Origin of the sequence: Streptomyces sp. NPDC049915, from assembly GCF_040656475.1 — a bacterium.
Lineage (GTDB): Bacteria > Actinomycetota > Actinomycetes > Streptomycetales > Streptomycetaceae > Streptomyces.
The window spans coordinates 15,913-40,272 of record NZ_JBFAMH010000029.1 but is presented as its reverse complement, the minus strand read 5'-3'; the positions used below and the strand labels follow the sequence as shown (position 1 = coordinate 40,272).

The following is a 24,360-nucleotide window of genomic DNA, read 5'->3' as shown; positions in this document are numbered from 1 at the left end:
GCTCAGCCCGTCTTCCCGGGCGCCTGTGCCTCACCCAGCTCGACGGAGATCCGGCCCAGCAGCTCCAGCCGCTGCTGCAGCGTGGGGTGGGTGGAGAAGTACCGCTCGATGCCGGGCTCGGAGCCGGTCGCCGGGGTGAAGTAGAAGGCGTTGAAGGCCTGGGCGGTGCGCAGGTCCTTCGTCGGGATGCGGGCGATGTCGCCGGAGACCTTCGTCAGCGCGGACGCCAGCGCCGAGGGCCGGCCGGTCAGCAGCGCGGCCGCGCGGTCGGCGGCCAGCTCCCGGTAGCGGGACAGGGCCCGGATGAGCAGGAAGCTGATCGCGTACACGGCCGCGGCGACGCCGATCACGGCGGCGAAGACGGCGGCGGTGTTCTGGTCCCGGCGGCCGCTGCTGAAGATCTGCGAGTAGAAGGCGAACCGCACGATCAGACCGGCGAGCACCCCGAGGAAGGACGCGATCGTGATCACGGCGACGTCCTTGTGCGCCACGTGCGACAGCTCGTGGGCCAGCACACCCTCCAGCTCGGCCGGCTCCAGCCGTCGCAGCAGCCCCGTGGTCACACAGACCACGGCATGGTCGGGATTGCGGCCGGTGGCGAACGCGTTCGGCATGTCCATCTCGGACACGGCGATCACCGGCTTGGGCATGTCGGCGATCGCGCACAGCCGGTCGACGACCGCGTGCAGCTCGGGATACTCCTCCCGCTCCACCACCCGCCCGCGCATCGCGAACATGGCGATCTTGTCGGAGAACCAGAACTGCGCCACGAACATCGTCCCGACCAGGACGACGACCAGCACCCACGACCTCAGCAGCACGATCAGCGCCGCCACGAACCCCACGTACAGCAGCCCGAGCAGGAACAGCGTGACCGACATCCGCACGGTCAGCCGCCGATCACCGGCAAAGCGGCTCTGCATCTCGCATCACCCCGCAGTAAGGCACTCGCCCCCCTGCCAGTGTGCACCCCGCCCACCCATGAAGGGATCCCGATCGGCTCCAGCGCAGGCAAAAGGTCCCTGGCCCGGCTGGAGGCGAGCGGCCCCTGGCCCGGCCCGCGGTACTCGCCTCCACCGCGCCTCAGTACGACGACCGCAGCTGTACCCACCCCAGGAGGACGATCACCGCGACGACGCAGGTGAAGACGATCGCCGTCGACGACCACGACGAGCGGCGGGGGCGTACCGGGTCCGGGTCGGCGCGGAAGGGGACCGGCTCCGGTGGGTTGTCCTTCCAGCGCGCGGCCAGCATGCGGGCGCGGGCCGAGGGTTCCTTGTGCTCGGCCGCACGCGCCCAGCGGTGATCGAACTCCCGGTCGAAATCGTCGAGTTCGGGCATGGGAAAACACCCCCCGTGTGTCATGTCCTTGCCCGCATCGTACAGACAACGGCGCCCCCGCCTCCCGGGAGGGGGAGACGGGGGCGCCGGACGCTCTCATCCGCCGATCGCTCGGCGGGGGCCGATCACACGTCGAAGTAGAGCTCGAACTCGTGCGGGTGCGGGCGGAGCTGGAGCGGGGCGATCTCGCTCGTGCGCTTGAAGTCGATCCACGTCTCGATCAGGTCCGGCGTGAACACATCGCCCTGGAGGAGGAACTCGTGGTCGGCCTCGAGCGAGTCGAGAACGGCCGGGAGGGAGGTCGGGACCTGGGCCACGTTCGCGTGCTCCTCGGGAGCCAGCTCGTAGAGGTCCTTGTCGATCGGCTCGGCCGGCTCGATCTTGTTCTTGATGCCGTCCAGACCCGCGAGCAGCAGGGCCGAGAAGGCCAGGTACGGGTTGCCGGAGGAGTCCGGGGCGCGGAACTCGACGCGCTTGGCCTTCGGGTTGGAACCCGTGATCGGGATACGCATCGCGGCGGAGCGGTTGCGCTGCGAGTACACCAGGTTGATCGGCGCCTCGAAGCCCGGCACCAGGCGGTGGTAGGAGTTCACCGTCGGGTTGGTGAAGGCCAGCAGCGACGGGGCGTGCTTGAGGATGCCGCCGATGTAGTAGCGGGCGGTGTCCGACAGGCCCGCGTAGCCGGCCTCGTCGTAGAACAGCGGGTCGCCGTTGCTCCACAGCGACTGGTGCACGTGCATGCCCGAGCCGTTGTCACCGAAGATCGGCTTCGGCATGAAGGTCGCCGTCTTGCCGTTGCGCCAGGCGACGTTCTTCACGATGTACTTGAACAGCTGCAGGTCGTCCGCGGCCGCGAGCAGCGTGTTGAACTTGTAGTTGATCTCCGCCTGGCCGGCGGTGCCCACCTCGTGGTGCTGGCGCTCGACCTGCAGGCCGGCCTTGGCCAGCTCCAGGGAGATCTCGGCGCGCAGGTCGGCGAAGTGGTCGACCGGCGGGACCGGGAAGTAACCGCCCTTGTAGCGGACCTTGTAGCCGCGGTTGTCCTCGAGCGCACCGGTGTTCCAGGCGCCGGCCTCGGAGTCGATGTGGTAGAAGGACTCGTTCTCCGACGTCTTGAAGCGCACGCTGTCGAAGACGTAGAACTCGGCCTCGGGACCGAAGTACGCCGTGTCGGCGATACCGGTCGACGCCAGGTACGCCTCGGCCTTCTTCGCCACGTTGCGCGGGTCACGGGAGTACTGCTCGCCCGTGATCGGGTCGTGGATGAAGAAGTTGATGTTGAGGGTCTTGTCGCGACGGAAGGGGTCCACCCGCGCGGTCGACAGGTCGGCGCGCAGCGCCATGTCGGACTCGTGGATGGCCTGGAAGCCGCGGATCGACGACCCGTCGAACGCCAGCTCCTCGTCGGGGTCGAACGCCTCGACGGGCAGCGAGAAGTGCTGCATGACGCCCGGCAGGTCGCAGAAGCGGACGTCGATGAACTTGACGTCCTCGTCCGCGATGAACTTCTTGGCCTCGTCGGCGTTCTGGAACATCCAGCTCCTCCTACTCCCGACCGCCTCGCCGGGGGTGGTTGATCGGTCGTGCGGCCAGTGCGGTGGCACACGCTCCACTCGACCCTAGGGATGGGTGATTTCTCGGGCGTGACCCATTTGTTTCGCCGAAGTTAACCGGCTCCGCTACCAGGCTAGCCCCGACACACCCCGCCGTGCTCCGGTCATATACGGGCGCAGTACCGTGTACGGGTGGACAACAGGCAAGCAATCGGATCGTGGCTGTCCGGGCCCCGCGCGGCCATGGAGGACGCGGGTGCCGACTTCGGTTACCGGGGCGAACAGCTCGGTCTGCCGGAGAGCGGACCGAACTCGATCGCCCGGCCCGGCCGGCGGCTCGGCGCCCTCGCCGTGGACTGGGGCCTGAGTGTGCTGATCGCATACGGTCTCATCACCGACGGCTACTCGCCGGCCACCAGCAACTGGGCTCTGCTGGTCTTCTTCGCCCTGAGCGTCCTGACCGTCGGCACGATCGGCTTCACCCCCGGCAAGCGCCTGTTCGGCATCCGCGTCGTCGCGCTGGAGACCGGCACGGTCAACCCGCTGCGCGCCCTGGTGCGCTCGGTGCTGCTGTGCCTGGCGATCCCGGCCCTGGTCTGGGACCGCGACGGCCGCGGCCTGCACGACCGGCTGGCCAGGACGGTCGAGGTGCGGATCTAGGCCCTCTCGTTTGGATCATCCCGGCGTCGCGGGGTCTGGCACGCCCATCTGCGGCGTTGTCGTCGGTTGCCAACTCCCCCGAGCTCCTAGAGCAGGGGGGACCCCCACCGCGTTGGCGCCCTCCTCCGCCTTGCAGCTGCACGCACCAGACCCCCGCTCGGGTCGGCCGAAAGGCGCCGCATCTCACAGCCGGCCTGATCCAAACGACAGGGCCTAGTGACCTGAGTCGGAGATTCGTCGTTGGTTCGGTATGAGTCGTCCGGGTCCGAAGATTCCGCCGTTGTCGGTGACCGATGCCCAGCGGGCCGTGCTGGAGGGCTGGGTGCGTCGCCGCACGACGGCTCAGGCGCTGGCCCAGCGGTCGCGGATCGTGCTGGAGTGCGCCGACGGGCACTCGATCATGGAGGTTTCGCGCCGGCTGCGGGTCACTCCGGACACGGTCCGCACCTGGCGGCGGCGTTTCCTCGAACGGGGCCTGGACGGCCTGTCCGACGAGCCGCGGCCCGGTGTCCCGCGGAAGATCACCGACGCGGACGTCGAGCGGGTCATCGTCAAGACGCTGGAGGAGAAGCCGAAGAACGCGACCCACTGGTCGACGAGGTCGATGGCTGCGGCCACGGGCATGTCGCAGTCCGCGATCTCGCGGATCTGGCGGGCGTTCGCACTCGCGCCGCACCGGTCGCTGTCCACGGACCCGCTGTTCATCGACAAGGTCCGCGACGTGGTGGGCCTGTATCTCGACCCGCCGGAGAAGGCCCTGGTCCTGTGTGTGGACGAGAAGTCCCAGATCCAGGCACTCGACCGGTCCCAGCCCGTGCTGCCGATGGTGCCCGGCGTTCCCGAACGCCGCAGCCACGACTACGTCCGCGCCGGCACCACCACCCTGTTCGCCGCACTCGAAGTCGCCACCGGCAAGGTCATCGGCTCCCTGCACCGGCGCCACCGAGCCGTCGAGTTCAAGAAGTTCCTGACGAAGCTCGACAAGGAGGTCCCCGCCGACCTCGATGTCCATCTGATCCTGGACAACTACGTCACTCACAAGACGCCCGCGGTCAAGCAGTGGCTACCGGCGCACCCGCGGTTCCATCTCCACTTCACACCGACGAGTTCGTCCTGGCTGAACCTGGTGGAGCGGTGGTTCGCCGAGCTCACGCAGAAGAAGCTCAAGCGAGGCGTCCACCGCTCCGTCCAAGCCCTGGAACGGGACATCCGCAACTGGCTCGCCGACTGGAACGAAAACCCCAGGCCGTTCATCTGGACGAAGACCGCCGACGAGATCCTCGACAAAGTCGCCGCCTACTGCCGACGAATCTCCGACTCAGGTCACTAGCCCACAGAGGCGATACGACCACAGGCGACACGACCGGAGGCGATACGCCCACTCGGGCGACACGACGGAAGGGGGCGCCCGGGATCACCCGGGCGCCCCCTTCCGTCGTATCCAGGGGCTCAGCGGCCCTTGCCGCCCTTCGGGAGCTTCATGCCCTTCGGCATCGGGCCCTTGGGCAGCGGCATGTTGCTCATGAGGTCGCCCAGGGCGCGCAGTCGGTCGTTGGTCGCGGTCACCTGCGGGCCGGTGAGCACGCGCGGGAACTTCAGCATGGTGGTGCGCAGCTTCTTCAGCTCCACCTGGCCCTCGCCGGCGCCCACGATCACGTCGTGCACCGGAACGTCCGCCACGATGCGGTTCATCTTCTTCTTCTCCGCGGCCAGCAGCGTCTTCACCCGGTTCGGGTTGCCCTCGGCCACCAGCACGATGCCGGCCTTGCCGACCGCGCGGTGCACCACGTCCTGGTTGCGGTTCATCGCCACCGCGGGGGTCGTCGTCCAGCCCCGGCCGACGTTGTCCAGGACCGCCGCCGCTGCGCCGGGCTGGCCCTCCATCTGCCCGAAGGCGGCCCGCTCGGCGCGGCGGCCGAAGACGATCGCCGACGCCAGGAAGGCGAGCAGCACGCCCAGGATGCCGAGATAGATGGGGTGACCGATCAGGAAACCGATCGCGAGGAAGACACCGAAGGTGATGATGCCGACAGCCGCGAGTACCAGACCGATCGTCTTGTCGGCCCGACGGGTCATCTTGTACGTGAGGGCGATCTGCTTCAGTCGCCCTGCGTTCGCAGCGTCCGCTGCGTTTTCCTTCCTCGCCATGCCACGAAGTCTACGTGGCCCCGGGAGCGGCTACGTACGGCAGTGCCCGGCGACCCGCGGCGCGGGGCCGGTCAGGGGTGGGCGGTGGGCGTCTGCCGCAGGACGCGCTCGGCCTCGACCCGGTCCTTGGCGCGGCGGCGGTCCTCCAGGACGGAGGTCCAGGCGTTGCGCCGGGCGGTGCGCTGGCCGCTGCTCATCAGCAGCGACTCCACGGCGCGCAGCGCGTCGGTGAAGGACGGGATGGGGGTGGCGCGGGTGCTGTGCGGCATGACGTCGTTGACGGGCGCGGCCTGCATCGTCGAGGTCCCCCCTCGGGATGGGTGTACGGGGCGTGATACAAGAGTCACTGTTTGGTGTTACCAGGGCGTGACCGACCGGTCAAACGCGGATGAAACCCTGGAGCGGGACGTGCGAACGACGACGCGGCCCCGACGCACGTCCTCATCAGCGAGGACGGTCGGGGCCGCGCAAAATCGGTCACTACTGGCCAGTAGTAACTTGTGCGTGAGTTCACACGGTTGGCTCTCGCGCCGTCGGCGCTACATCGCCTGGCGATCACACCGCCTGGCGATCACACCGCCTGTGCGGCGATGAACTCCCCACGCTTCTCGATGGCCATCTGGTACAGGCGGCCGGCGCGGTAGGAGGAGCGGACCAGCGGGCCGGACATCACGCCGGAGAAACCGATCTGCTCGGCCTCCTCCTTCAGCTCCACGAACTCGTGCGGCTTCACCCAGCGCTCCACCGGGTGGTGCCGGACGGAGGGACGCAGGTACTGCGTGATGGTGACCAGCTCGCAGCCCGCGTCGTGCAGCTGCTTGAGCGCCTCGCTGACCTCCTCGCGGGTCTCGCCCATGCCGAGGATCAGGTTGGACTTGGTGACCAGGCCGAAGTCGCGGGCCTCGGTGATGACCTTCAGCGAGCGCTCGTAGCGGAAGCCGGGGCGGATGCGCTTGAAGATCCGCGGGACCGTCTCGACGTTGTGCGCGAAGACCTCGGGGCGGGAGGCGAAGACCTCCGCCAGCTGCTCCGGGACGGCGTTGAAGTCGGGGGCCAGCAGCTCGACCTTGGTGCGGCCGCCCTCGCGCTCCGCGGTCTGCTGGTGGATCTGGCGCACGGTCTCGGCGTACAGCCAGGCGCCGCCGTCCTCCAGGTCGTCGCGGGCGACGCCGGTGATCGTGGCGTAGTTCAGGTCCATCGTGACGACGGACTCGCCGACGCGGCGCGGCTCGTCGCGGTCGAGCGCCTCGGGCTTGCCGGTGTCGATCTGGCAGAAGTCACAGCGCCGGGTGCACTGGTCGCCGCCGATGAGGAAGGTCGCCTCGCGGTCCTCCCAGCACTCGTAGATGTTCGGGCAGCCGGCTTCCTGGCAGACCGTGTGCAGGCCCTCGCTCTTCACGAGGTTCTGCATCTTCGAGTACTCGGGACCCATTTTCGCCCGGGTCTTGATCCACTCGGGCTTGCGCTCGATGGGGGTCTGGCTGTTGCGGACCTCCAGGCGCAGCATCTTGCGTCCGTCGGGTGCGACTGCGGACACGACCGGCTCCCTAGCGATTGATTCTTCGGCGCCCTCAAGGGTACGCCCGTGGATTTGCATGTCCGGTGCCCCGTCAGGCCACAGACGGCTCGACCGGGCGCGGCTTGAGGTCCGCGTTCTCCAGTACGTCCTTCAGGTGCCGCTCGGCGACGGGCAGCACCTCGTCGATGGTGACCTCGCGGCCGAGTTCGTACGAGAGCGACGTCACGCCCGCGTCGCGGATGCCGCAGGGAATGATCTTGTCGAAGTTGGAGGTGTCCGGGTTCACGTTCAGGGCGAAGCCGTGCATGGTGACGCCCTTGGCGACGCGGACCCCCATGGCGCAGATCTTGCGGTCCTCGCGACGCTGTCCCGCGTTCGAAGGGGCGTACTCGGGGCCGTTCAGACGGGGGTCGAACTCCGGGTCGGTGCTCCGCGGATCGAAGTCGAGCGTCAGCCCACCGAGGGCGGGGCGCTCCTCGACAAGGTCGCCCAGCACCCAGACACCGGCCCGGCCCTCGACGCGCGAGGTCTCGACGCCGAACTCGGCGCACACCCGGATCATTGCTTCCTCCAGACGGCGCAGGTGGGCGACCACGTCCACCGGGCGGGGCAGCTTCTGGATCGGGTAGCCCACCAGCTGACCCGGGCCGTGCCAGGTGATCTTGCCGCCGCGGTCCACGTCGATCACCGGCGTGCCGTCCAGGGGGCGCTCACTGTCCTCCGTGCGCCGGCCCGCCGTGTAGACCGGAGGGTGCTCCAGCAGCAGGACCGTGTCCTCGATCTCGTCCGCGAATCGCGCCGCGTGCACCCGGCGCTGCTCGTCCCACGCCTCCTGGTACTCGACGGCATCCGCGCCGAATCCCATGCGGACGAACCGCAGCTCACTCACGGCAAGCGCCTCCTCGAAGTCGTAAGGCATGAAACGCGCCCACGCCACTGTACGACTGCCTCGGACGCGTCAGCCCTGCGGGCAATCCTCACACGATCGGATGAATGGGTGGGGAAGTGTGCGATCGCCTGCTTACGCTCCGCTACATTCGCGCCGTCCAAGAGGCCATAAGGGCTGCTCACAGGCAATCCGGCACCTCGCAGGCCTGGAAGGCAGGAGACCGCACCGCAGATGACGGAACGACCCGCGCAGCGCACTCCCAACCGACAGCTCGCCGCGCTCATCGCAGAAGCGGGGTTCTCCAACGCGGGTCTCGCCCGTCGCGTGGACCAGCTCGGGCTCGAACACGGGCTGGACCTCAGATACGACAAGACGTCCGTGACGCGGTGGCTGCGGGGGCAGCAGCCGCGCGGGGCGACCCCCGCCCTGATCGCCGAGGTGTTCACCCGGCGGCTCGGGCGGCGGCTCACCGCCCAGGATCTGGGCCTCGACGCGTGCGCCCCCGTGTACGCCGGGCTGGAATTCGCCGCGACCCCCGACGAGGCGATCGACATCGTCAGCGGCCTGTGGCGCAAGGACTCCGGTAACCACGCCGAGCTGCGGAAGATCGCCTTCACGCCGGCGGGACTCGTGGTGCCCAGCCGGGACTGGCTGATCGGGCGGTCCGACGACAAGGTCGCGCGCGGTGAGCCGCCGGTGCGGGTGCCGGTTCAGGGACGGTCGGTGGTTCAGGGGCGGTCTGTGGTGCCGCAGCAGCGGGGGCGGGCCGAGCGGCCGCCCGCCGTGCGGGTCTCCGCCGGGGACATCGCGGCGCTGCGGTCCGTCGCCGAGTTGTTCCGCACGCTGGACGACACCTACGGGGGCGGGCACGCCCGGCAGGCGCTGGTGCGGTACCTGGAGCACGAGTGCGAGCCGATGCTGCGCGGGGTGTACGGGGAGCAGACCGGGCGCCGGCTGTTCGCCGCGGCGGCCGATCTGACCCGGCTGGCGGGGTGGACGTCGTACGACATCGCGGCGCACGGGCTCGCGCAGCGGTACTTCGTGCAGGCGCTGCGGCTCGCCCAGGCGGCGGGGGAACGGGCGTACGGGGCCTATGTGCTGGTGACGATGAGCCGGCAGGCCGTGTACCTCGGGCACGGACGGGAGGCCGTGCAGCTGGCGCGGGTGGCGCAGCAGGGAGTGGGGACCGGGGTGCCGCCGGTGGTGCAGGCGCTGCTGCACGCGGCGGAGGCGCGCGGGCACGGGGTGCTGGGGGAGGTGCGGTCCTGTACCGCGTCCCTGGTGCGGGCCGAGCGGGCGCTGGAGGCGGCGCGGGGCGGGGACGAGGTGCCGCACTGGGCGCGGTTCTTCGACGAGGCGCAGCTGGCGGACGAGTTCGGGCACTGTCACCGGGATCTGCAGCAGTTCCGGGCGGCGGCGCAGCATGCGGAGCGGTCGTTGCTGCTGCGGGGGAGCGGGTACGCGCGCAGCCGGTTGTTCTGCACGGTGGTGCTGGCGTCGGCGCGGCTGGGGCTGGGTGAGCTGGAGCAGGCGTGCCGGCTGGGGGCCGAGGCGGCGGGGGCGGCCGCGGAGATGCGGTCCGTGCGGGCGGTGGAGTATGTGCGGGACTTCGAGCGGCGGTTGGAGCCGTATCGCGATGCCGCGGCTGTCCGGGGGTACCGGGAGCGGGTTGCTGCCCTGGCTTAGGGGGTGTGCGCGTCTGCGGGCGCATCGTGGCTGGTCGCGCAGTTCCCCGCGCCCCTGAGCCGGCTCGCGGGCACGCACCCGCGGCCGGCCACGACCAGCCTCGTTCAGGTGCCCCGCTACGCAGCCCTCCCCATCGTGGAGGCGGGGTCTGCTCGGTGGAGGGAGCCGGTGAGGCCCAGGTCGGTCAGGAGTGCCGTGGTTGCTCGGTGGGCCGAATGCAGGGCTCCCTGGACCGTGCTCGTGTCGCGGTGGTCGCCGCAGACGTAGAGCCCCGCCAGCAGGCGTACCGGTTTGCGCAGGTCGTGCGGGGGGCGCATCGCCGGGACCGCGTCGGGCGTGTGGTGGACGGCCAGGGTCTCCCAGCGGGCCGTCGACACGCCGTAGAGGCGGGCCAGATGGAGGCGGACGGCGGTGTCCACGTCCGGGGGCGGGGTGCCGAGGACCGTGGAGGAGATCAGGGCGCGGCCCGCAGGAGCGCGGGTCGGGTCGACGCGGCTGATCACCGCCGTATGGGCGACCGGGCCGCCGCGGTCGGCGTCCAGCAGCAGGGAGGCGCCCGTGCGCGGCGGGTCGTCCGTCGTGTGGTGGACGACCGTCACCGGGTGGAAGTCCGGCACCCGCAGCCCCGGCAGCAGCTCGGCGGCGGTGCGGGCGTCCGTGGCGACCAGGACCGCCCGGCAGCGGAAGACACCGTGTTCCGCGGTCGTCACGGAGGTCGTGGCGACCGACGTGGCGCGGACGCCCGTGTGCACGGTGCCCGGCGGCAGGGTGCGGGCCAGCAGCTCCGGCAGGACGTCCGCGCCGCCCTCCGGCAGGCACAGCCGGCCCGCGGCGAACGCGCGCAGCGCCAGGTCGGCGCAGCGGCTGGACGTGGTCAGCTCCGGGTCGCACAGCAGGGCGGCCAGCAGAGGGCGCAGGAAGCCCTCGACGGTGCGGGCGGGCAGGCCGCGCGCGGTGAGGGACCGGCCGGCCTGCGTCTCCGGGCGGGCGAGGACCTCGTCGATCGGCAGGTTGGCCAGCCGGGTCAAGGCCGGGACCAGACGGGCCTGGTCGACCGGCGTGCCCAGCGGGGCGCTCGCGCGTGCCCGGGGCGCGGCGGCCGTGCGGGGCGCACTGGCCAGAGCGCGCACTACGTGAAGTGCGCCGCGTGCGCCCCCAGTGCTCCATGCGCCCCGGCCGGCCGCGGCGGCGCCCGCGTGATGATGCCGGCCGTCGCTGTGCAGCAGGACGCCGGGGGCGAAGGGGCGCACGGCCAGTGCGCCCAGTCCCGGGGTCAGACGTAGTTCGGGATACGCGGTGGACAGCAGCTGGCCGACGCGGTCGAGCCGGAAGCCGTCGACCTTCTCCGTCGCCATGCGGCCGCCCACGCAGGGGGCGGCCTCCAGTACCGCGGTGGTGATTCCTGCGCTGGTCAGCCGATGCGCTGCCGAGAGTCCGGCAACCCCGGCTCCCACGACGACGACGTCTGCCTGGTACGCGGGCTCAAGCACGTGCCCCTCCTCGAGGTTGCGCGGCCGGTGGAGACGTCATGCCCCCAACGGGCGTCCCGGATACCCGAGTTCGGGTCGAGGGTAGGGCGGTGATCGGTCAGGGACAGTCGCGCATGGACAGGGCACGGGCGCACGCCGGTCGCATACGGTCACATCCGTCCCCGGTTCTGTCTCACGCCGCTCGGATCGCGTCCTCGATGCCCGGGAAGGCGAACGTGAAGCCCGACCGCAGCAGGCGCGTGGGAAGCACCCGTTGGCTGCCCAGGACGTCACCCGCCATCTCACCGAGGGCCAGGCGCAGCGCCGCGGCCGGGACCGGCAGCGAGGCCGGGCGGTGCAGGACGCGGGCCATGGCCTCGGTGATCTCACCGTTGGTCAGCGGCTGCGGGGCGGTGAGGTTGACGGGGCCCGACAGGTCCGTGCGGTCCATCAGATGGCGGATCGCGGCCACCTCGTCGTGCAGCGCGATGTACGACCAGTACTGCCGGCCGTCCCCCAGCCTGCCGCCGAGTCCCGCCCGGAACAGCGGGAAGAGACGGCCCCACGCCCCGCCCGACCGCGACACGACCAGGCCGGTCCGCGGCAGCACCGTCCGCACCCCGGCCGCGCGCGCCGGTTCCGTGGCCGCCTCCCACTCCACGCACAGCTCGGGCAGGAAGCCGGTGCCGGGCGGCGCGTCCTCGTCCACCGCCTGCTCGCCCGTGTCGCCGTAGATGCCGATCGCGCTGCCGTTCACGAACACCCGCGGCGGCGTGTCCAGGGACGCCAGCGCCCGCGCCAGCGTGCGGGTGCCCTGCACCCGGCTGGAGCGGATCCGCGCCTTGTACGCCGCGCTCCAGCGCCGGTCGCCGATCCCGGCCCCGGCGAGGTTGACCACGGCGTCGCAGCCCTCGAGCCCCGCGCTGTCCACCGACGAGCGCTCGGGGTCCCAGCGGACCTCGTCCGGGCCGGCCGGGTCGCGGCGCACCAGGCGTACCACCCGGTGCCCCTCCGCGGTCAGGGAACGGGCCAGGGCGCTGCCGATGAGGCCGGACGCGCCGGCCACCGCGATGCGTGCAGGGTGCATGACCCACATCCTCTCCGGCGCCCGCGCGAAAATCGCGGTGAGACGCGTGTGCTGTCCGACGTAGGGTGACCGGCATGTCCGAGCCGAACCCGTCGTTCATACGTACCGCCCGAGCCGAGGACGAGGACGCACTGCGCCGGCTCGACCGCGCCGTGTGGTCCTTCCTGCACTCCGTCGCGGGGCCGCCCGCGCCGGACGCGCCCTTCTTCCCGAAGGACGCCGGGCCCGAAGCCCACCTGGTCGCCGAGATCGACGGCAGCGTCGTCGGATACGTCCGCCTCGGCACGCCCACCCCGCTGCCCTCGAACGCGCACGTGCGCTACATCCGCGGCCTCGCCGTCGCCGAGGAGGCCCGCGGCAAGGGCGTCGGGCGGGCCCTGCTGCGGGCGGCCGTGGCTCAGGCCCGCGGCCAGGGCTTCCGGCGGATCACCCTGCGCGTCCTCGGGCACAACACCGGGGCACGCGCCCTGTACGAGTCGGAGGGCTTCGTCGTCGAGGGCCTGCAGCCGGAGGAGTTCTTCCTGGACGGCGTCTACGTCGACGACGTGATGATGGGCAAGCGGCTCCTCTGACGCACCCCCGCGGTCACGACGTGACGAGGTCGCCCGTGTCCACCGCCTCCGTGGCGTTCTTCCCCTGCCGGGCGTCCTCGGCCACCTCGGCCGTCGTCAGGACGTAGCCCGTCTCGTCGTCCGAGGTGGAGCGGGCGAAGACCACGCCGAACACCCGGCCGTCGGTGGTCAGCAGCGGGCCGCCGGAGTTGCCCGGGCGCACCGTCGAGCGGATGGAGTAGATCTCGCGGGTCACTGTGGCGTCGTTGTAGATGTTCTGGCCGGTCGCGCGCACCCGGCCCGCGACCGTCGCGGCCTGCAGGTTCAGGTCGCCGTCCTGCGGATAGCCGGCCACCACCGCCCGGTCGCCGCGCCGGGCGCCGTCGTCGAAGCGCAGCACGGGCGCCTTCAGGTCCGGCACGTACAGCACCGCCACGTCCCGGTCGGGATCGAACAGCACCACCCGCGCGTCGTAGGTCCGGCCGGCGCCACCCACCCGCACACCCGGGCGGTCGATGCCCGCCACCACGTGGGCGTTGGTCATCACATGCCGGGGCGCGTACACGAAGCCGCTGCCCTCGCGGCCCTGGGTGCCCGCGGCGCCCTCGATCTTCACCGTGCTCAGCTCGGCCGCGTTCGTGGCGGCCGCCGTGACGCTGTCCCCGGTGGGCCGGGGCACCTCGGCCGTCGACTCGTTCTCGAACGGGTTGAACACCTGCGGGAAGCCCGCCTCGGTGAGCGCGGACGTGGCCCGCGAGAACCACGCCGGCGTGGTGTCGGGCATCGCGTCCTGCACCGCGCCGAGCAGCCGCGAGTCCCGTATCGCGCTCGTCACGACGGGAGTGGAGGACGCGCCGAGCACGCTCGCGGCGACCCACGCCACCAGCAGCACGGCGAGCGCGTTGGCCGCCGCCCCGCCGACGCCGTCGGCCACCCTGAGCGGGCCCCGGTCCAGCTCCCGCCGCAGCCGCAGCGCGAGCCGCCCCGCCAGCTCGTGCCCCACCACGGCCGGCACCAGCACCGTGCACACCGCCACGACCGTCGCCGCGGTCGTCCCCGGCGACACGAGGCGCATCGCCCACGGCAGGACCCACACGCCGATCGCCGCGCCGCCCACGAACCCGGCGAGCGAGACGCACCCGGCCACCAGCCCGCGCCGGTAGCCGGAGCCCGCGTACGCCAGGATCACCAGCAGCAGCACGATGTCGAGCAGGTCCACGAAGCCGCCTTTCTCTCGTCCTCCGGACGTGCGGGCCGGGGGCACCCCTGGGTACGCGCGCCAGGGGCCGGATGATCAGCCGTCCACCGAACCCGTCACCGCCTCGGTATCCCGGGAAACGCCCCGGACCGGGACGATGGTTCCACCGGGTGGCACACCACACATCGCGGACCGGGCGCGGCGCGCCCACAGTGGGACACATGCGTGTCGTGCGAAGAGCGCGCGAAGCCGCCCGGGCCCGCGGCGGCGACCGGGCAGCCGCCCGCGTCTCCCCGCGTTCACCCCGGGCAGCCGGCCGTGCCCGCCCCCGGATACCCGGCCCCGCCCTCGCCGCGGCCGCCTGCCTGCCAGGCCTGGCCGCCGCCGTCGCCCTGGTGCTGTGCGCGAACGGTGTCGAGCGTGCCGCCGACGCCCCCCGTCCCGCCGCCCGGCCGCTCGCCGCCCGCCCCGCGCCGCACACCGCGCCCCCGCCGCGGATCGTGCCCCGCACCGCCTGGCTCGGCCCCGGCGTCCGGCCCAGCCAGCCGCCCCCGCGCTACGACGACGAGATCGTCGCCGTCTTCGTCCACCACACCGACACCCCGAGCGCCTACGACTGCGCCGACACGCCCCGCATCATCCGGGACGTCTACACCGGCCAGACCGGCGGCCGCGACTGGGACGACATCGGCTACAACTTCCTCGTCGACCGCTGCGGCACCATCTACGAGGGCCGCGCGGGCGGCGTCGACCGCCCGGTCACCGGCGCCCACACCCAGGGCTTCAACCACCGCACCGCCGGCATCGCCGCCATCGGCACCTTCACCGGGGGCACGCCGGTGCCGCGCGCCATGGCCGACGCGATCGCCGCCCTGGTCGCCTGGAAGCTCGGCCCGGCCGACGTCGACCCGCGCGGCACCGCCCGCCTCACCTCCACCAACAGCGGCAGCCGCTTCCCGCGCGGGGCCACCACCGCGCTTCCGGCGGTCGCCGCCCACCGCGACGCCTACGAGACCACCTGCCCGGGCGCAGCCCTGATCGCCCGCCTGCCGGAGATACGGCAGCGGGCCGCCGCCCTGCAAGGCCGGCCGCCCCGCTGAGGGAGCCCGGCCCAAGGACGCCGCCGGACGGACCGCCCGCGCGGGCGGAGCCGGCTCACTCCCGGAAGCGGTACCACAGCTTCGGATAGCGCTCCGCCAGCGCGCCCTCGTCCTCGAAGTCGACCGGTGTACCCTCCGGTTCCGACGGGGCCGGCGGGATGCCCAGGTCGGGGGCGACCGTGCCGGTGAGCTGTTCGTAGGCCTCGTCGGCGGCGTAGCCCAGCTCCTCGCCGTCGCCGTCGATCTCCTCGTCGAAGGCGTCCAGCAGGTCCGCGAGCGCGTCCGGATCGTGCAGGGCGCCCTCGAACACCTCCCGGCCCTGGCCGATCAGCCAGCAGCGGAAGAAGTCGAAGGCGTCGTCGCTGGCCCCGTCCAGCAGCACCCAGGCCGCGCCCCACAGGTCCCAGCGGTAGGCGCGGTTGTAGCGGACCTCGAAGTGACGGGCGAAGTCGAGCACCGCTTCGGGGTCCTGCCGGAGCAGCCGGTCGACGAGCAGGTCCGCCTGTTCCTCCGGGTCGCCCTCGGCGGCCTCACGAGTGGCGTCGATCAGCTCCCAGAACTCCGTCTCGTCCATCACGGGTCCAGCATCCTGCGTCGGGGACGGGGGCGCACGCGGAGTGCGCCGGTTCGTCACGGCCGGGCGCTCGCCGCCTCATCCGCGCCGCCGTACAGCCGCGCCAGCCGTGCCGCGTCCCCGGCGAACCGCGCGCGCAGGGCCGCCGGGGCCAGCACCTCCGCTTCCGGCCCGAGCGCCCTCAACTGGGTGTGCGCGACCTCCTCGGACTCCACCGGCAGCGTCACCGTCACCCAGCCCTCGCCGTCCGGTTCCCCGGCCGCCGCCAGCGCCTCCCGCGCGGACAGCGTGTCCACGGCCCACCGAAGGGTGCGCACGCCCTCGGGGGACAGCCGTACGACGACCTCGGTGCGCAGCAGCGAGCGGGCGAACCGCTCGGAGTGCTCCGCCCAGAAGCCGGGCAGGTCGAAGTCCTCGTCCCGCACGAAGCGGTCCTCACCGGTCGCGACGGCGGAGAACCGGTCGATACGGTACGTGCGGTAGGCCCCGCCCTCCGCGACCCGCGCGCACAGGTACCAGACCCCGGCCTTAAGCACCAGGCCGTACGGCTCCAGCACCCGCTCCACCTCGCGCTCGCCCCGCCGGTAGCGCGCCGTGACCCGGCGGTCGTCCCACACCGCCTCCGCGACCGCCGGCAGCAGCCGAGGTGTCTCCGGCTCCCGGAACCAGGCCGGCGCGTCCAGATGGAAGCGCTGCGCCGCCGTACGGGAGGCGTCCCGCAGCGACGGCAGCAGCGCTGCGGAGACCTTCAGCCGGGCGGCGGAGGCGGCGTCCTCCAGGCCCATCTCCCTGAGCGCCCCCGGCACCCCCGACAGGAACAGCGCCTCCGCCTCGCCGCGGGCCAGCCCCGTCAGCCGGGTGCGGTACCCGCCGATCAGCCGGTAGCCGCCCGCCCGGCCCCGGTCCGCGTACACCGGGACGCCCGCCTCGCTCAGCGCCTGCGCGTCCCGCGTGACGGTCCGCTCCGACACCTCCAGCTCCCGCGCCAGCTCGGCGGCGGTCATCGAGGGCCGGGACTGCAGCAGGAGCACCATCTTGATCAACCGGGCGGCACGCATACGGCCATCATGCCGGGGCCCACCGACAGCGAAGGGGCACGGCGGACGCCGTACCCCTTCGCTCAGACCCGAGTGACTTACAGGCCGTACTTCTCGCGCGCTTCCTTCACCGACGCCGCCTTGACCTCGCCACGGCCGGCGAGCTGGGCCAGCGCCGCGACGACGATCGACTCGGCGTCGACGCCGAAGTGGCGGCGGGCGGCCTCACGGGTGTCCGACAGACCGAAGCCGTCGGCGCCCAGCGAGGACCAGTCCTGCTCCACCCACTGCGCGATCTGGTCCGGGACCTGGCGCATGTAGTCGGAGACGGCCAGCACCGGACCCTCGGCGCCCTGCAGCGCCCGACGGACGAACGGCACCCGCTCCTCGCCGCGCAGCAGCGCCGCGTCGGCCTCCAGCGCGTCCCGGCGCAGCTCCGTCCAGGAGGTCGCGGACCACACGTCGGCGGCCACGCCCCACTCCTCGGCGAGCAGCTGCTGCGCCTTGAGCGCCCAGTGGATCGCCGTACCGGAGCCCAGCAGCTGGATGCGCGGGGCGTTCGCCGGGACGGTGACGCCCGCGGACTCCGCCGTGTTGAAGCGGTACAGGCCCTTGACGATGCCCTCGTCGATGCCGAGGCCCTGCGGCTTCGCCGGCTGCGGCATCGGCTCGTTGTAGACCGTCAGGTAGTAGAAGACGTTCTGGTCCTCGCCCGGCTTGGCCTCGCCGTACATCCGGCGCAGACCCTCACGCACGATCACCGCGATCTCGTAGGCGAACGCGGGGTCGTAGCTGAGCGCGGCCGGGTTGGTCGCGGCGATCACCGGCGAGTGGCCGTCGGCGTGCTGCAGGCCCTCACCGGTCAGCGTGGTGCGGCCCGCCGTGGCGCCCACCAGGAAGCCACGGCCCAGCTGGTCACCGAGCTGCCACATCTGGTCGGCCGTGCGCTGCCAGCCGAACATCGAGTAGAAGATGTAGAACGGGATCATCGCCTCGCCGTGCGTCGCGTACGCGGTGGACGCGGCGATGAAGTCGGCCATCGAGCCGGCCTCGGTGATCCCCTCGTTGAGGATCTGGCCGTTGGTGGCCTCCTTGTAGTACATCAGCTGGTCGCGGTCGACCGGCTCGTACGTCTGGCCCTTGGGCGAGTAGATGCCGAGGGACGGGAAGAGCGACTCCATGCCGAAGGTGCGCGCCTCGTCGGGGACGATCGGCACCCAGCGCTTGCCGGTCTCCTTGTCCCGGACCAGGTCCTTGACCAGGCGGACGAACGCCATCGTGGTCGCCACGCTCTGCGAGCCGGAACCCTTGTCGAAGGCGGCGAACGCCTTCTCGGCCGGGGCGGGCAGCGCCGGCAGCGGGTGCGTACGGCGGGCCGGGGCCGGGCCGCCGAGCGCCGCGCGGCGCTCCTGCAGGTAGCGGACCTCGGGGGAGTCGGCGCCCGGGTGGCCGTAGGGGACCACGCCGTCGACGAAGTCGCTGTCCTTGATCGGCAGCTCCAGCAGGTCGCGCATCGCCTTGAACTCGTCCACCGTCAGCTTCTTCATCTGGTGGTTGGCGTTCTTCGACGCGAAGCCCTCGCCGAGGGTGTGGCCCTTGACCGTCTGGGCCAGGATCACGGTCGGCGCGCCCTTGTGCTCGACGGCGGCCTTGTACGCGGCGTACACCTTGCGCGGCTCGTGACCACCGCGGGAGAGGTGGAAGCAGTCGAGGATCTTGTCGTCGCTCAGCAGCTTCGCCATCTCGGCGAGCGCCGGGTCCTTGCCGAAGAAGTCCTCGCGGATGTAGGCGGCGTCGCGGGTCTGGTACGTCTGGATCTGCGCGTCCGGTACCTCGCGCAGCCGGCGTACCAGCGCGCCGGTGGTGTCGAGCTGGAACAGCTCGTCCCAGGTGGAGCCCCACAGCGTCTTGATGACGTTCCAGCCGGCGCCGCGGAACTGGGCCTCCAGCTCCTGCACGATCTTGAAGTTGGCGCGGACCGGGCCGTCGAGGCGCTGCAGGTTGCAGTTGATGACGAAGGTGAGGTTGTCCAGCTCCTCACGGGCGGCGAGCGCGAGGGCCGCCGTCGACTCCGGCTCGTCCATCTCGCCGTCGCCGAGGAACGCCCAGACGTGCGAGGCGGAGACGTCCTTGATGCCGCGGTTGGTGAGGTAGCGGTTGAACCGCGCCTGGTAGATCGCCGACAGCGGACCCAGACCCATGGAGACGGTCGGGAACTCCCACAGCCAGGGCAGGCGGCGCGGGTGCGGGTAGGACGGCAGGCCGTTGCCGCCGGCCTCCTGGCGGAAGTTGTCCAGGTGGGCCTCGGTCAGGCGGCCGTCCAGGAAGGCACGGGCGTAGATGCCGGGGGAGGCGTGGCCCTGGATGTACAGCTGGTCGCCGGAGCCGGCGGCCTCTCCGGAGTCCTTGCCCTTGAAGAAGTGGTTGAAGCCGGTCTCGTAGAGCCAGGCCGCGGAGGCGAAGGTGGCGATGTGGCCGCCGACGCCGTGCTTGCTGCCGCGGGTCACCATGGCGGCCGCGTTCCAGCGGTTCCAGGCGGTGATGCGGGCCTCCAGCTCCGGGTCACCGGGCAGGCCCGGCTCCGCGGAGGTGGGGATGGTGTTGACGTAGTCCGTCTCGAGGAGCTTCGGCAGGGCGATGCCGGCGCCCTCGGCGCGCTCCAGCGTGCGGCGCATCAGGTACGCGGCCCGGTGCGGCCCGGCCGCCTTGGCGACGGCGTCCAGGGAGGCCTGCCACTCGGCGGTCTCCTCGGGGTCACGGTCCGGGAGCTGGTCGAGCTCGCTCGGCTGGATGGCGTTGGGGTCGGTCATGTCGCCGCCTTCCTCAGTCGAAGGGGGGTTCCCTCACAGCGAAGGGTTCGGGGGTGCCCTAGGTCTTTGGCAGGACAGGGCTCGAGAACTTCGGTGGAAGTCCGTCGGTGACTCTAACTCCGTGATCGATGATCGATCAAAGGGTTGAGGCCGAAAACCTCTTGATCACGAGAAAGTCGGCACGGGGTGCCTCCGGCGGTGGCACGGGGTGACGGCCCGGGTGGGGTATTTGTGCAGGTGAGCGCGGTGGGGCGCAGGAGAGCCCGGGCGGTGCGGTGGGGTGGCGGGTGCGGGTTGCGCTGTGGCTGATCGCGCAGTTCCGCGCGCCCCTTTCGGGGCGCCTTCGGGGACGGGAAGTGCAGGGGCGGCGGGGCGATACTCCCTAAGCGCGGGGGGCGCAGCCCAGGACGTGGGCCTTCACCAGTTCCGCGATCCGGGGATCGCGGCGCTGGAAGGCCTGCACCAGCTCCTCGTGCTCCTCCGCGTACGACTGCTGGACCGTGCCCAGCCAGCGGATCGACAGGGCCGTGAAGACCTCGATGCCGAGGCCCTCCCAGGTGTGCAGCAGCACGGAGTTGTCGGCCGCGCGGACCAGCTCGCGGTGGAAGCCCACGGTGTGCCGGACCTGGGCCGTGCCGTCGGCGTTGCGGTCGGCCGCGTAGAGCGCGGTGACGTGCGGCTCCAGCACCGAGCAGTCCACCGCCAGCTTCTCCGCCGCCAGCTCGGCCGCGATGGCCTCCAGGCCGGCCCGAACGGGGTAGCTCTCCTCCAGGTCGGCCGCGGTCAGGTTGCGTACCCGCACGCCCTTGTTCGGGGCCGACTCGATCAGCCGCAGCGACTCCAGCTCACGCAGCGCCTCGCGGACCGGGGTCTGGCTGACCTCCAGCTCGGTGGCGATACGGCGCTCCACGATCCGCTCGCCCGGCTGCCAGCGCCCGCTGACGATTCCCTCCACGATGTGCTCGCGGATCTGTTCGCGCAGCGAGTGGACGACGGGCGCGGTCATGAGGGCTCCTTAGGGAGGGCTGACATTTAGACAATACGGCGGCTTCGCTCCGCGGGAAGGGCGTGTGGGGGTGTCTTTGCGCAGGTGAGATGAGGGTTACACGCCGTGGGTGCGCCAGGGGCGCCCACTGGCTCGGGTTCGTCCCCTCTCGGGCGGGTGCGGGTCGTATGCGGCTGGTCGCGCCCACGCGGCGGAGCCGCATGTCGATACGGCCCCGCGCCCCTCGGGGGTGCGGCCGCCCCGCGCAGCAAAAGACGGCGCCCCGCCCGGAAGACTCCGGGCGGGGCGCCGTACTGCCTGGATCACAGAGTTCAGAGACCGAGCTCGACCTCGAACTCGCCCGCTTCCAGGATCGCCTTGACCGTGGTCAGGTAACGCGCGGCGTCGGCGCCGTCCACCAGGCGGTGGTCGTAGGACAGGGTCAGGTAGACCATGTCGCGGATGCCGATGACCGTGCCCTCGGCGGTCTCGATGACGGCCGGACGCTTGACCGTGGCACCGATGCCGAGGATCGCGACCTGGCCGGGCGGCACGATGATCGTGTCGAACAGCGCGCCACGCGAACCGGTGTTGGAGACGGTGAAGGTCGCGCCGGACAGCTCGTCCGGGGTGATCTTGTTGGCGCGGACCTTGCCGGCCAGCTCCGCCGTGGCCTTGGAGATGCCCGCGATGTTGAGGTCGCCGGCGTGCTTGATGACCGGGGTCATCAGGCCCTTCTCGGAGTCCACCGCGATACCGATGCTCTCGGTGTCGAAGTAGGTGATCGTGCCCTCGGCCTCGTTGATCTTGGCGTTGATGACCGGGTGGGCCTTCAGTGCCTGCGCGGCGGCCTTGACGAAGAACGGCATCGGGGAGAGCTTGACGCCCTCACGCGCGGCGAAGGAGTCCTTCGCCTGGGCGCGCAGCCGCATCAGCTTGGTGACGTCGACCTCGACCACCGAGGACAGCTGGGCCTGCTCGTGCAGGGCCTTGACCATGTTGTCGCCGATGACCTTGCGGATCCGCGGCATCTTCACGGTCTGACCGCGCAGCGGGGAGACCTCCAGCGCCGGGGCCTTCTTGGCGGCGGACGGAGCAGCCGGGGCCGGGGCCGGGGCGGCGGCGGGCGCCTTGGCGGCCTCGGCGGCGGCCACGACGTCCTGCTTGCGGATACGGCCGCCGACACCGGTGCCCTTGACGGTGGCCAGGTCGACGCCGTTCTCGGCGGCGAGCTTACGCACCAGCGGGGTCACGTAGGCGCCGTCGTCGGCCGGCTGGGCGGCGGCCGGAGCGGCCGGGGCCGGGGTCACCGGGGCCGGGGCCGGCGCCGGAGCCGCGGGGGCGGCCGGAGCCGGGGCGGCAGCGGCGGGCGCGGCCGGAGCGGCGGGGGCCGGGGCGGCGGGCTGGGCCGGGGCCGCGGGGGCGGCCGGGGCCTCGGCGGCGGGGGCCGGAGCCGGGGCCGGGGCGGCGGCCGGAGCGGCACCCGCCTCGCCGATGACGGCGAGCTTGGCGCCGACCTCGGCGGTCTCGTCCTCGTTCACCACGATCTCCAGCAGCACGCCGGAGGCGGGCGCCGGGATCTCGGTGTCGACCTTGTCCGTGGAGACCTCGAGCAGCGGCTCGTCGGCCTCGACGGAGTCGCCGACCGACTTCAGCCAGCGGGTGACGGTGCCCTCGGTGACGGACTCGCCGAGCGCCGGGAGGACCACGTCGGTGCCCTGTGCGGAGGAGGCGCCGGAGGTGGCCTCGGCGGACGGGGCCGGGGCCGGGGCGGCCTGCTCGGTGGACGGCGCGGCCGCGGCGGGCTCGGGGGCCGGGGCCGGAGCCTCCTCGGCGGCCGGAGCCGGGGCGGCAGCGGGGGCACCGGTGCCGTCGTCGATGACGGCCAGCTCGGCGCCGACCTCGACCGTCTCGTCCTCGGCGACCTTGATGGAGGCCAGGACACCCGCGGCGGGGGAGGGGATCTCGGTGTCGACCTTGTCGGTGGAGACCTCGAGCAGCGGCTCGTCGGCCTCGACGCGCTCACCCTCGGCCTTCAGCCAGCGGGTGACGGTGCCCTCGGTGACGCTCTCACCGAGCGCCGGAAGGGTTACGGAAACCGCCATGGTTTCGGTTGCTCCTTACGAGTTGCGGAAAGTCTGTGTCGTCGCGCCCGAGGGTGATCAGTCGTGCGCGTGCAGCGGCTTGCCCGCCAGTGCCAGGTGCGCCTCGCCGAGCGCCTCGTTCTGCGTCGGGTGGGCGTGGACGAGCTGGGCGACCTCGGCCGGCAGCGCTTCCCAGTTGTAGATCAGCTGGGCCTCGCCGACCTGCTCGCCCATACGGTCACCGACCATGTGGACGCCGACCACGGCACCGTCCTTGACCTGGACGAGCTTGATCTCGCCCGCGGTCTTCAGGATCTTGCTCTTGCCGTTGCCCGCCAGGTTGTACTTCAGAGCGACGACCTTGTCCGCGCCGTAGATCTCCTTGGCCTTGGCCTCGGTGATGCCGACGGAGGCGACCTCCGGGTGGCAGTAGGTCACCCGCGGGACACCGTCGTAGTCGATGGGGACGGTCTTCAGACCGGCCAGCCGCTCCGCCACCAGGATGCCCTCGGCGAAGCCGACGTGCGCGAGCTGGAGCGTCGGGACGAGGTCACCGACGGCGGAGATGGTCGGAACGTTGGTGCGCATGTACTCGTCGACCAGGACGTAGCCGCGGTCCATGGCGACGCCGGCCTCCTCGTAGCCCAGGCCCTGGGAGACCGGCCCGCGGCCGACCGCGACCAGCAGGACCTCGGCCTCGAACTCCTTGCCGTCGGCGAGGGTGACCTTGACGCCGTCCTGGGTGTACTCGGCCTTCTGGAAGAAGGTGCCCAGGTTGAACTTGATGCCGCGCTTGCGGAAGGCGCGCTCGAGCAGCTTGGAGGAGTTCTCGTCCTCGACCGGGACGAGGTGCTTCATGCCCTCGATGATCGTGACGTCCGAGCCGAAGGACTTCCACGCGGAGGCGAACTCGACGCCGATGACGCCGCCGCCCAGGATGATCGCGGACTTCGGCACGCGGTCCAGGACGAGGGCGTGGTCGGAGGAGATGATCCGGTTGCCGTCGATCTCCAGGCCCGGCAGCGACTTCGGCACGGAGCCGGTCGCGAGCAGGATGTGGCGGCCCTGGACGCGCTGACCGTTCACGTCGACGGAGGTGGCCGACGACAGGCGGCCCTCACCCTCGATGTACGTCACCTTGCGGGAGGCGACCAGACCCTGCAGGCCCTTGTACAGGCCCGAGACCACGTCGTCCTTGTACTTGTGCACACCCGCGATGTCGATGCCCTCGAAGGTGGTCTTGACACCGAACTGCTCGCTCTCGCGCGCCTGGTCGGCGATCTCACCGGCGTGCAGCAGGGCCTTGGTGGGGATGCAACCCCGGTGCAGGCAGGTACCGCCGACCTTGTCCTTTTCGATCAGGGCGACGTCCAGGCCCAGCTGAGCCCCGCGCAGGGCCGCGGCGTAACCACCGCTACCACCGCCGAGGATCACTAGGTCGAAAACGGTGCTGGCGTCGTTCGCCACGTCACGTCCTCCATGCATGTGCGCCGTACGCCGGTCGTCGATGACCGGCAGGCGGCTGGTGTCCGGCCGCTCGTTCTTCGGCCCTCGGGTAGGGGCCCTGTCCTGCCGGGCTCCATCTTTGCACTTGTCGGACGGGATCGAGACGCCGGGCCGGTGTGTGAGACGTCCCACCTTTCCTGGTGAGCGACGGGGCGGATGCCGA

21 protein-coding genes are annotated in these 24,360 nt (G+C 71.7%); 5 read left to right on the top strand and 16 right to left on the bottom strand.

Annotated elements, in window-relative coordinates; translation table 11 throughout:
• Positions 1–2: 2 nt before the first annotated feature.
• The 3 genes from htpX to glnA form a co-directional block, all read right to left on the bottom strand.
• Positions 3–923, bottom strand: coding sequence for a zinc metalloprotease HtpX (htpX, locus tag AB0J12_RS33345; RefSeq protein ID WP_363268352.1), 921 nt, complete (start codon positions 921–923; stop codon positions 3–5).
• Positions 924–1,083: 160 nt separating this feature from the next.
• Positions 1,084–1,341 (bottom strand): hypothetical protein, encoded by a 258-nt coding sequence (locus AB0J12_RS33340; protein ID WP_363268351.1) that lies wholly within the window; start codon positions 1,339–1,341, stop codon positions 1,084–1,086.
• Positions 1,342–1,466: 125 nt separating this feature from the next.
• Positions 1,467–2,876 (bottom strand): type I glutamate--ammonia ligase, encoded by a 1,410-nt coding sequence (glnA, locus tag AB0J12_RS33335; protein WP_363268350.1) that lies wholly within the window; start codon positions 2,874–2,876, stop codon positions 1,467–1,469.
• Positions 2,877–3,086: 210 nt separating this feature from the next.
• Here glnA and AB0J12_RS33330 point away from each other — a divergent pair, with 210 nt between their 5' ends.
• A complete protein-coding gene (locus AB0J12_RS33330; protein WP_363268349.1) occupies positions 3,087–3,554 on the top strand; it encodes an RDD family protein in 468 nt (155 codons plus the stop codon).
• Between the two features lie 250 nt (positions 3,555–3,804).
• Positions 3,805–4,884, top strand: a complete 1,080-nt coding sequence (locus AB0J12_RS33325) for an IS630 family transposase (protein ID WP_363268348.1) — start codon at positions 3,805–3,807, stop codon at positions 4,882–4,884.
• A gap of 119 nt (positions 4,885–5,003) precedes the next feature.
• On the opposite strand, the gene AB0J12_RS33320 is transcribed toward AB0J12_RS33325, so the two are convergent.
• The 4 genes from AB0J12_RS33320 to lipB form a co-directional block, all read right to left on the bottom strand.
• Entirely contained in the window at positions 5,004–5,702 is a 699-nt protein-coding gene (locus AB0J12_RS33320) for a DUF4191 domain-containing protein (protein WP_363268347.1), read from the bottom strand.
• A gap of 71 nt (positions 5,703–5,773) precedes the next feature.
• Positions 5,774–5,998, bottom strand: a complete 225-nt coding sequence (locus AB0J12_RS33315) for a hypothetical protein (protein ID WP_363268346.1) — start codon at positions 5,996–5,998, stop codon at positions 5,774–5,776.
• Positions 5,999–6,273: 275 nt separating this feature from the next.
• On the bottom strand, positions 6,274–7,239 hold the full coding sequence (gene lipA / locus AB0J12_RS33310; protein WP_363268344.1) for a lipoyl synthase: 966 nt from the start codon (positions 7,237–7,239) through the stop codon (positions 6,274–6,276).
• Positions 7,240–7,312: 73 nt separating this feature from the next.
• On the bottom strand, positions 7,313–8,110 hold the full coding sequence (lipB, locus tag AB0J12_RS33305; protein ID WP_363268342.1) for a lipoyl(octanoyl) transferase LipB: 798 nt from the start codon (positions 8,108–8,110) through the stop codon (positions 7,313–7,315).
• Positions 8,111–8,341: 231 nt separating this feature from the next.
• Between lipB and AB0J12_RS33300 the strand changes: the two genes are divergently transcribed.
• Positions 8,342–9,796, top strand: coding sequence for a regulator (locus AB0J12_RS33300; protein WP_363268340.1), 1,455 nt, complete (start codon positions 8,342–8,344; stop codon positions 9,794–9,796).
• A 116-nt stretch (positions 9,797–9,912) separates the two neighbouring features.
• Here the strand turns inward: AB0J12_RS33300 and AB0J12_RS33295 are convergent, their stop codons facing one another.
• Positions 9,913–11,286 carry an NAD(P)/FAD-dependent oxidoreductase gene (locus AB0J12_RS33295; RefSeq protein WP_363268339.1) on the bottom strand — a complete coding sequence of 458 codons (1,374 nt, stop codon included), beginning with the start codon at positions 11,284–11,286 and terminating at the stop codon, positions 9,913–9,915.
• Positions 11,287–11,458: 172 nt separating this feature from the next.
• A complete protein-coding gene (locus AB0J12_RS33290; RefSeq protein ID WP_363268338.1) occupies positions 11,459–12,352 on the bottom strand; it encodes a TIGR01777 family oxidoreductase in 894 nt (297 codons plus the stop codon).
• A gap of 74 nt (positions 12,353–12,426) precedes the next feature.
• Between AB0J12_RS33290 and AB0J12_RS33285 the strand changes: the two genes are divergently transcribed.
• Positions 12,427–12,924 carry a GNAT family N-acetyltransferase gene (locus AB0J12_RS33285; RefSeq protein ID WP_363268337.1) on the top strand — a complete coding sequence of 166 codons (498 nt, stop codon included), beginning with the start codon at positions 12,427–12,429 and terminating at the stop codon, positions 12,922–12,924.
• Positions 12,925–12,937: 13 nt separating this feature from the next.
• On the opposite strand, the gene AB0J12_RS33280 is transcribed toward AB0J12_RS33285, so the two are convergent.
• Positions 12,938–14,122, bottom strand: a complete 1,185-nt coding sequence (locus tag AB0J12_RS33280; protein WP_363268336.1) for a MarP family serine protease — start codon at positions 14,120–14,122, stop codon at positions 12,938–12,940.
• 200 nt (positions 14,123–14,322) lie between these two features.
• On the opposite strand from AB0J12_RS33280, the gene AB0J12_RS33275 reads away from it, so the two are divergent.
• A complete protein-coding gene (locus AB0J12_RS33275; protein WP_363268335.1) occupies positions 14,323–15,201 on the top strand; it encodes a peptidoglycan recognition protein in 879 nt (292 codons plus the stop codon).
• A gap of 55 nt (positions 15,202–15,256) precedes the next feature.
• On the opposite strand, the gene AB0J12_RS33270 is transcribed toward AB0J12_RS33275, so the two are convergent.
• The 6 genes from AB0J12_RS33270 to lpdA all read right to left on the bottom strand — a co-directional run bounded on the left by AB0J12_RS33270 (position 15,257) and on the right by lpdA (position 24,158).
• Positions 15,257–15,775 (bottom strand): DUF4240 domain-containing protein, encoded by a 519-nt coding sequence (locus AB0J12_RS33270; protein WP_363268400.1) that lies wholly within the window; start codon positions 15,773–15,775, stop codon positions 15,257–15,259.
• A gap of 56 nt (positions 15,776–15,831) precedes the next feature.
• The gene (locus AB0J12_RS33265; RefSeq protein ID WP_363268334.1) at positions 15,832–16,833 is read right to left on the bottom strand and encodes a YafY family protein; all 1,002 of its coding nucleotides are present in this window, start codon (positions 16,831–16,833) and stop codon (positions 15,832–15,834) included.
• A 77-nt stretch (positions 16,834–16,910) separates the two neighbouring features.
• A complete protein-coding gene (aceE, locus tag AB0J12_RS33260) occupies positions 16,911–19,622 on the bottom strand; it encodes a pyruvate dehydrogenase (acetyl-transferring), homodimeric type (RefSeq protein ID WP_363268333.1) in 2,712 nt (903 codons plus the stop codon).
• A 382-nt stretch (positions 19,623–20,004) separates the two neighbouring features.
• Positions 20,005–20,628: a GntR family transcriptional regulator gene (locus tag AB0J12_RS33255; protein ID WP_363268331.1), complete on the bottom strand. Its 624-nt coding sequence runs from the start codon at positions 20,626–20,628 to the stop codon at positions 20,005–20,007.
• 311 nt (positions 20,629–20,939) lie between these two features.
• Positions 20,940–22,712 (bottom strand): 2-oxoglutarate dehydrogenase, E2 component, dihydrolipoamide succinyltransferase, encoded by a 1,773-nt coding sequence (gene sucB / locus AB0J12_RS33250; protein ID WP_363268330.1) that lies wholly within the window; start codon positions 22,710–22,712, stop codon positions 20,940–20,942.
• 57 nt (positions 22,713–22,769) lie between these two features.
• Positions 22,770–24,158: a dihydrolipoyl dehydrogenase gene (gene lpdA, locus AB0J12_RS33245; protein ID WP_363268329.1), complete on the bottom strand. Its 1,389-nt coding sequence runs from the start codon at positions 24,156–24,158 to the stop codon at positions 22,770–22,772.
• Positions 24,159–24,360: the final 202 nt, after the last annotated feature.

Bases quoted from the DNA above. Each gene is read 5' to 3' on its own strand.
- glnA (WP_363268350.1), bottom strand. From the start codon at position 2,876: ATGTTCCAGAACGCCGACGAGGCCAAGAAGTTCATCGCGGACGAGGAC.
- AB0J12_RS33315 (WP_363268346.1), bottom strand. From the start codon at position 5,998: ATGCAGGCCGCGCCCGTCAACGACGTCATGCCGCACAGCACCCGCGCC.
- AB0J12_RS33325 (WP_363268348.1), top strand. From the start codon at position 3,805: ATGAGTCGTCCGGGTCCGAAGATTCCGCCGTTGTCGGTGACCGATGCC.
- AB0J12_RS33255 (WP_363268331.1), bottom strand. From the start codon at position 20,628: ATGACCGCGCCCGTCGTCCACTCGCTGCGCGAACAGATCCGCGAGCAC.
- AB0J12_RS33265 (WP_363268334.1), bottom strand. From the start codon at position 16,833: ATGCGTGCCGCCCGGTTGATCAAGATGGTGCTCCTGCTGCAGTCCCGG.
- AB0J12_RS33290 (WP_363268338.1), bottom strand. From the start codon at position 12,352: ATGCACCCTGCACGCATCGCGGTGGCCGGCGCGTCCGGCCTCATCGGC.
- aceE (WP_363268333.1), bottom strand. From the start codon at position 19,622: ATGACCGACCCCAACGCCATCCAGCCGAGCGAGCTCGACCAGCTCCCG.
- AB0J12_RS33300 (WP_363268340.1), top strand. From the start codon at position 8,342: ATGACGGAACGACCCGCGCAGCGCACTCCCAACCGACAGCTCGCCGCG.
- htpX (WP_363268352.1), bottom strand. From the start codon at position 923: ATGCAGAGCCGCTTTGCCGGTGATCGGCGGCTGACCGTGCGGATGTCG.
- sucB (WP_363268330.1), bottom strand. From the start codon at position 22,712: ATGGCGGTTTCCGTAACCCTTCCGGCGCTCGGTGAGAGCGTCACCGAG.
- AB0J12_RS33285 (WP_363268337.1), top strand. From the start codon at position 12,427: ATGTCCGAGCCGAACCCGTCGTTCATACGTACCGCCCGAGCCGAGGAC.
- AB0J12_RS33270 (WP_363268400.1), bottom strand. From the start codon at position 15,775: ATGGACGAGACGGAGTTCTGGGAGCTGATCGACGCCACTCGTGAGGCC.
- AB0J12_RS33275 (WP_363268335.1), top strand. From the start codon at position 14,323: ATGCGTGTCGTGCGAAGAGCGCGCGAAGCCGCCCGGGCCCGCGGCGGC.
- AB0J12_RS33340 (WP_363268351.1), bottom strand. From the start codon at position 1,341: ATGCCCGAACTCGACGATTTCGACCGGGAGTTCGATCACCGCTGGGCG.
- AB0J12_RS33320 (WP_363268347.1), bottom strand. From the start codon at position 5,702: ATGGCGAGGAAGGAAAACGCAGCGGACGCTGCGAACGCAGGGCGACTG.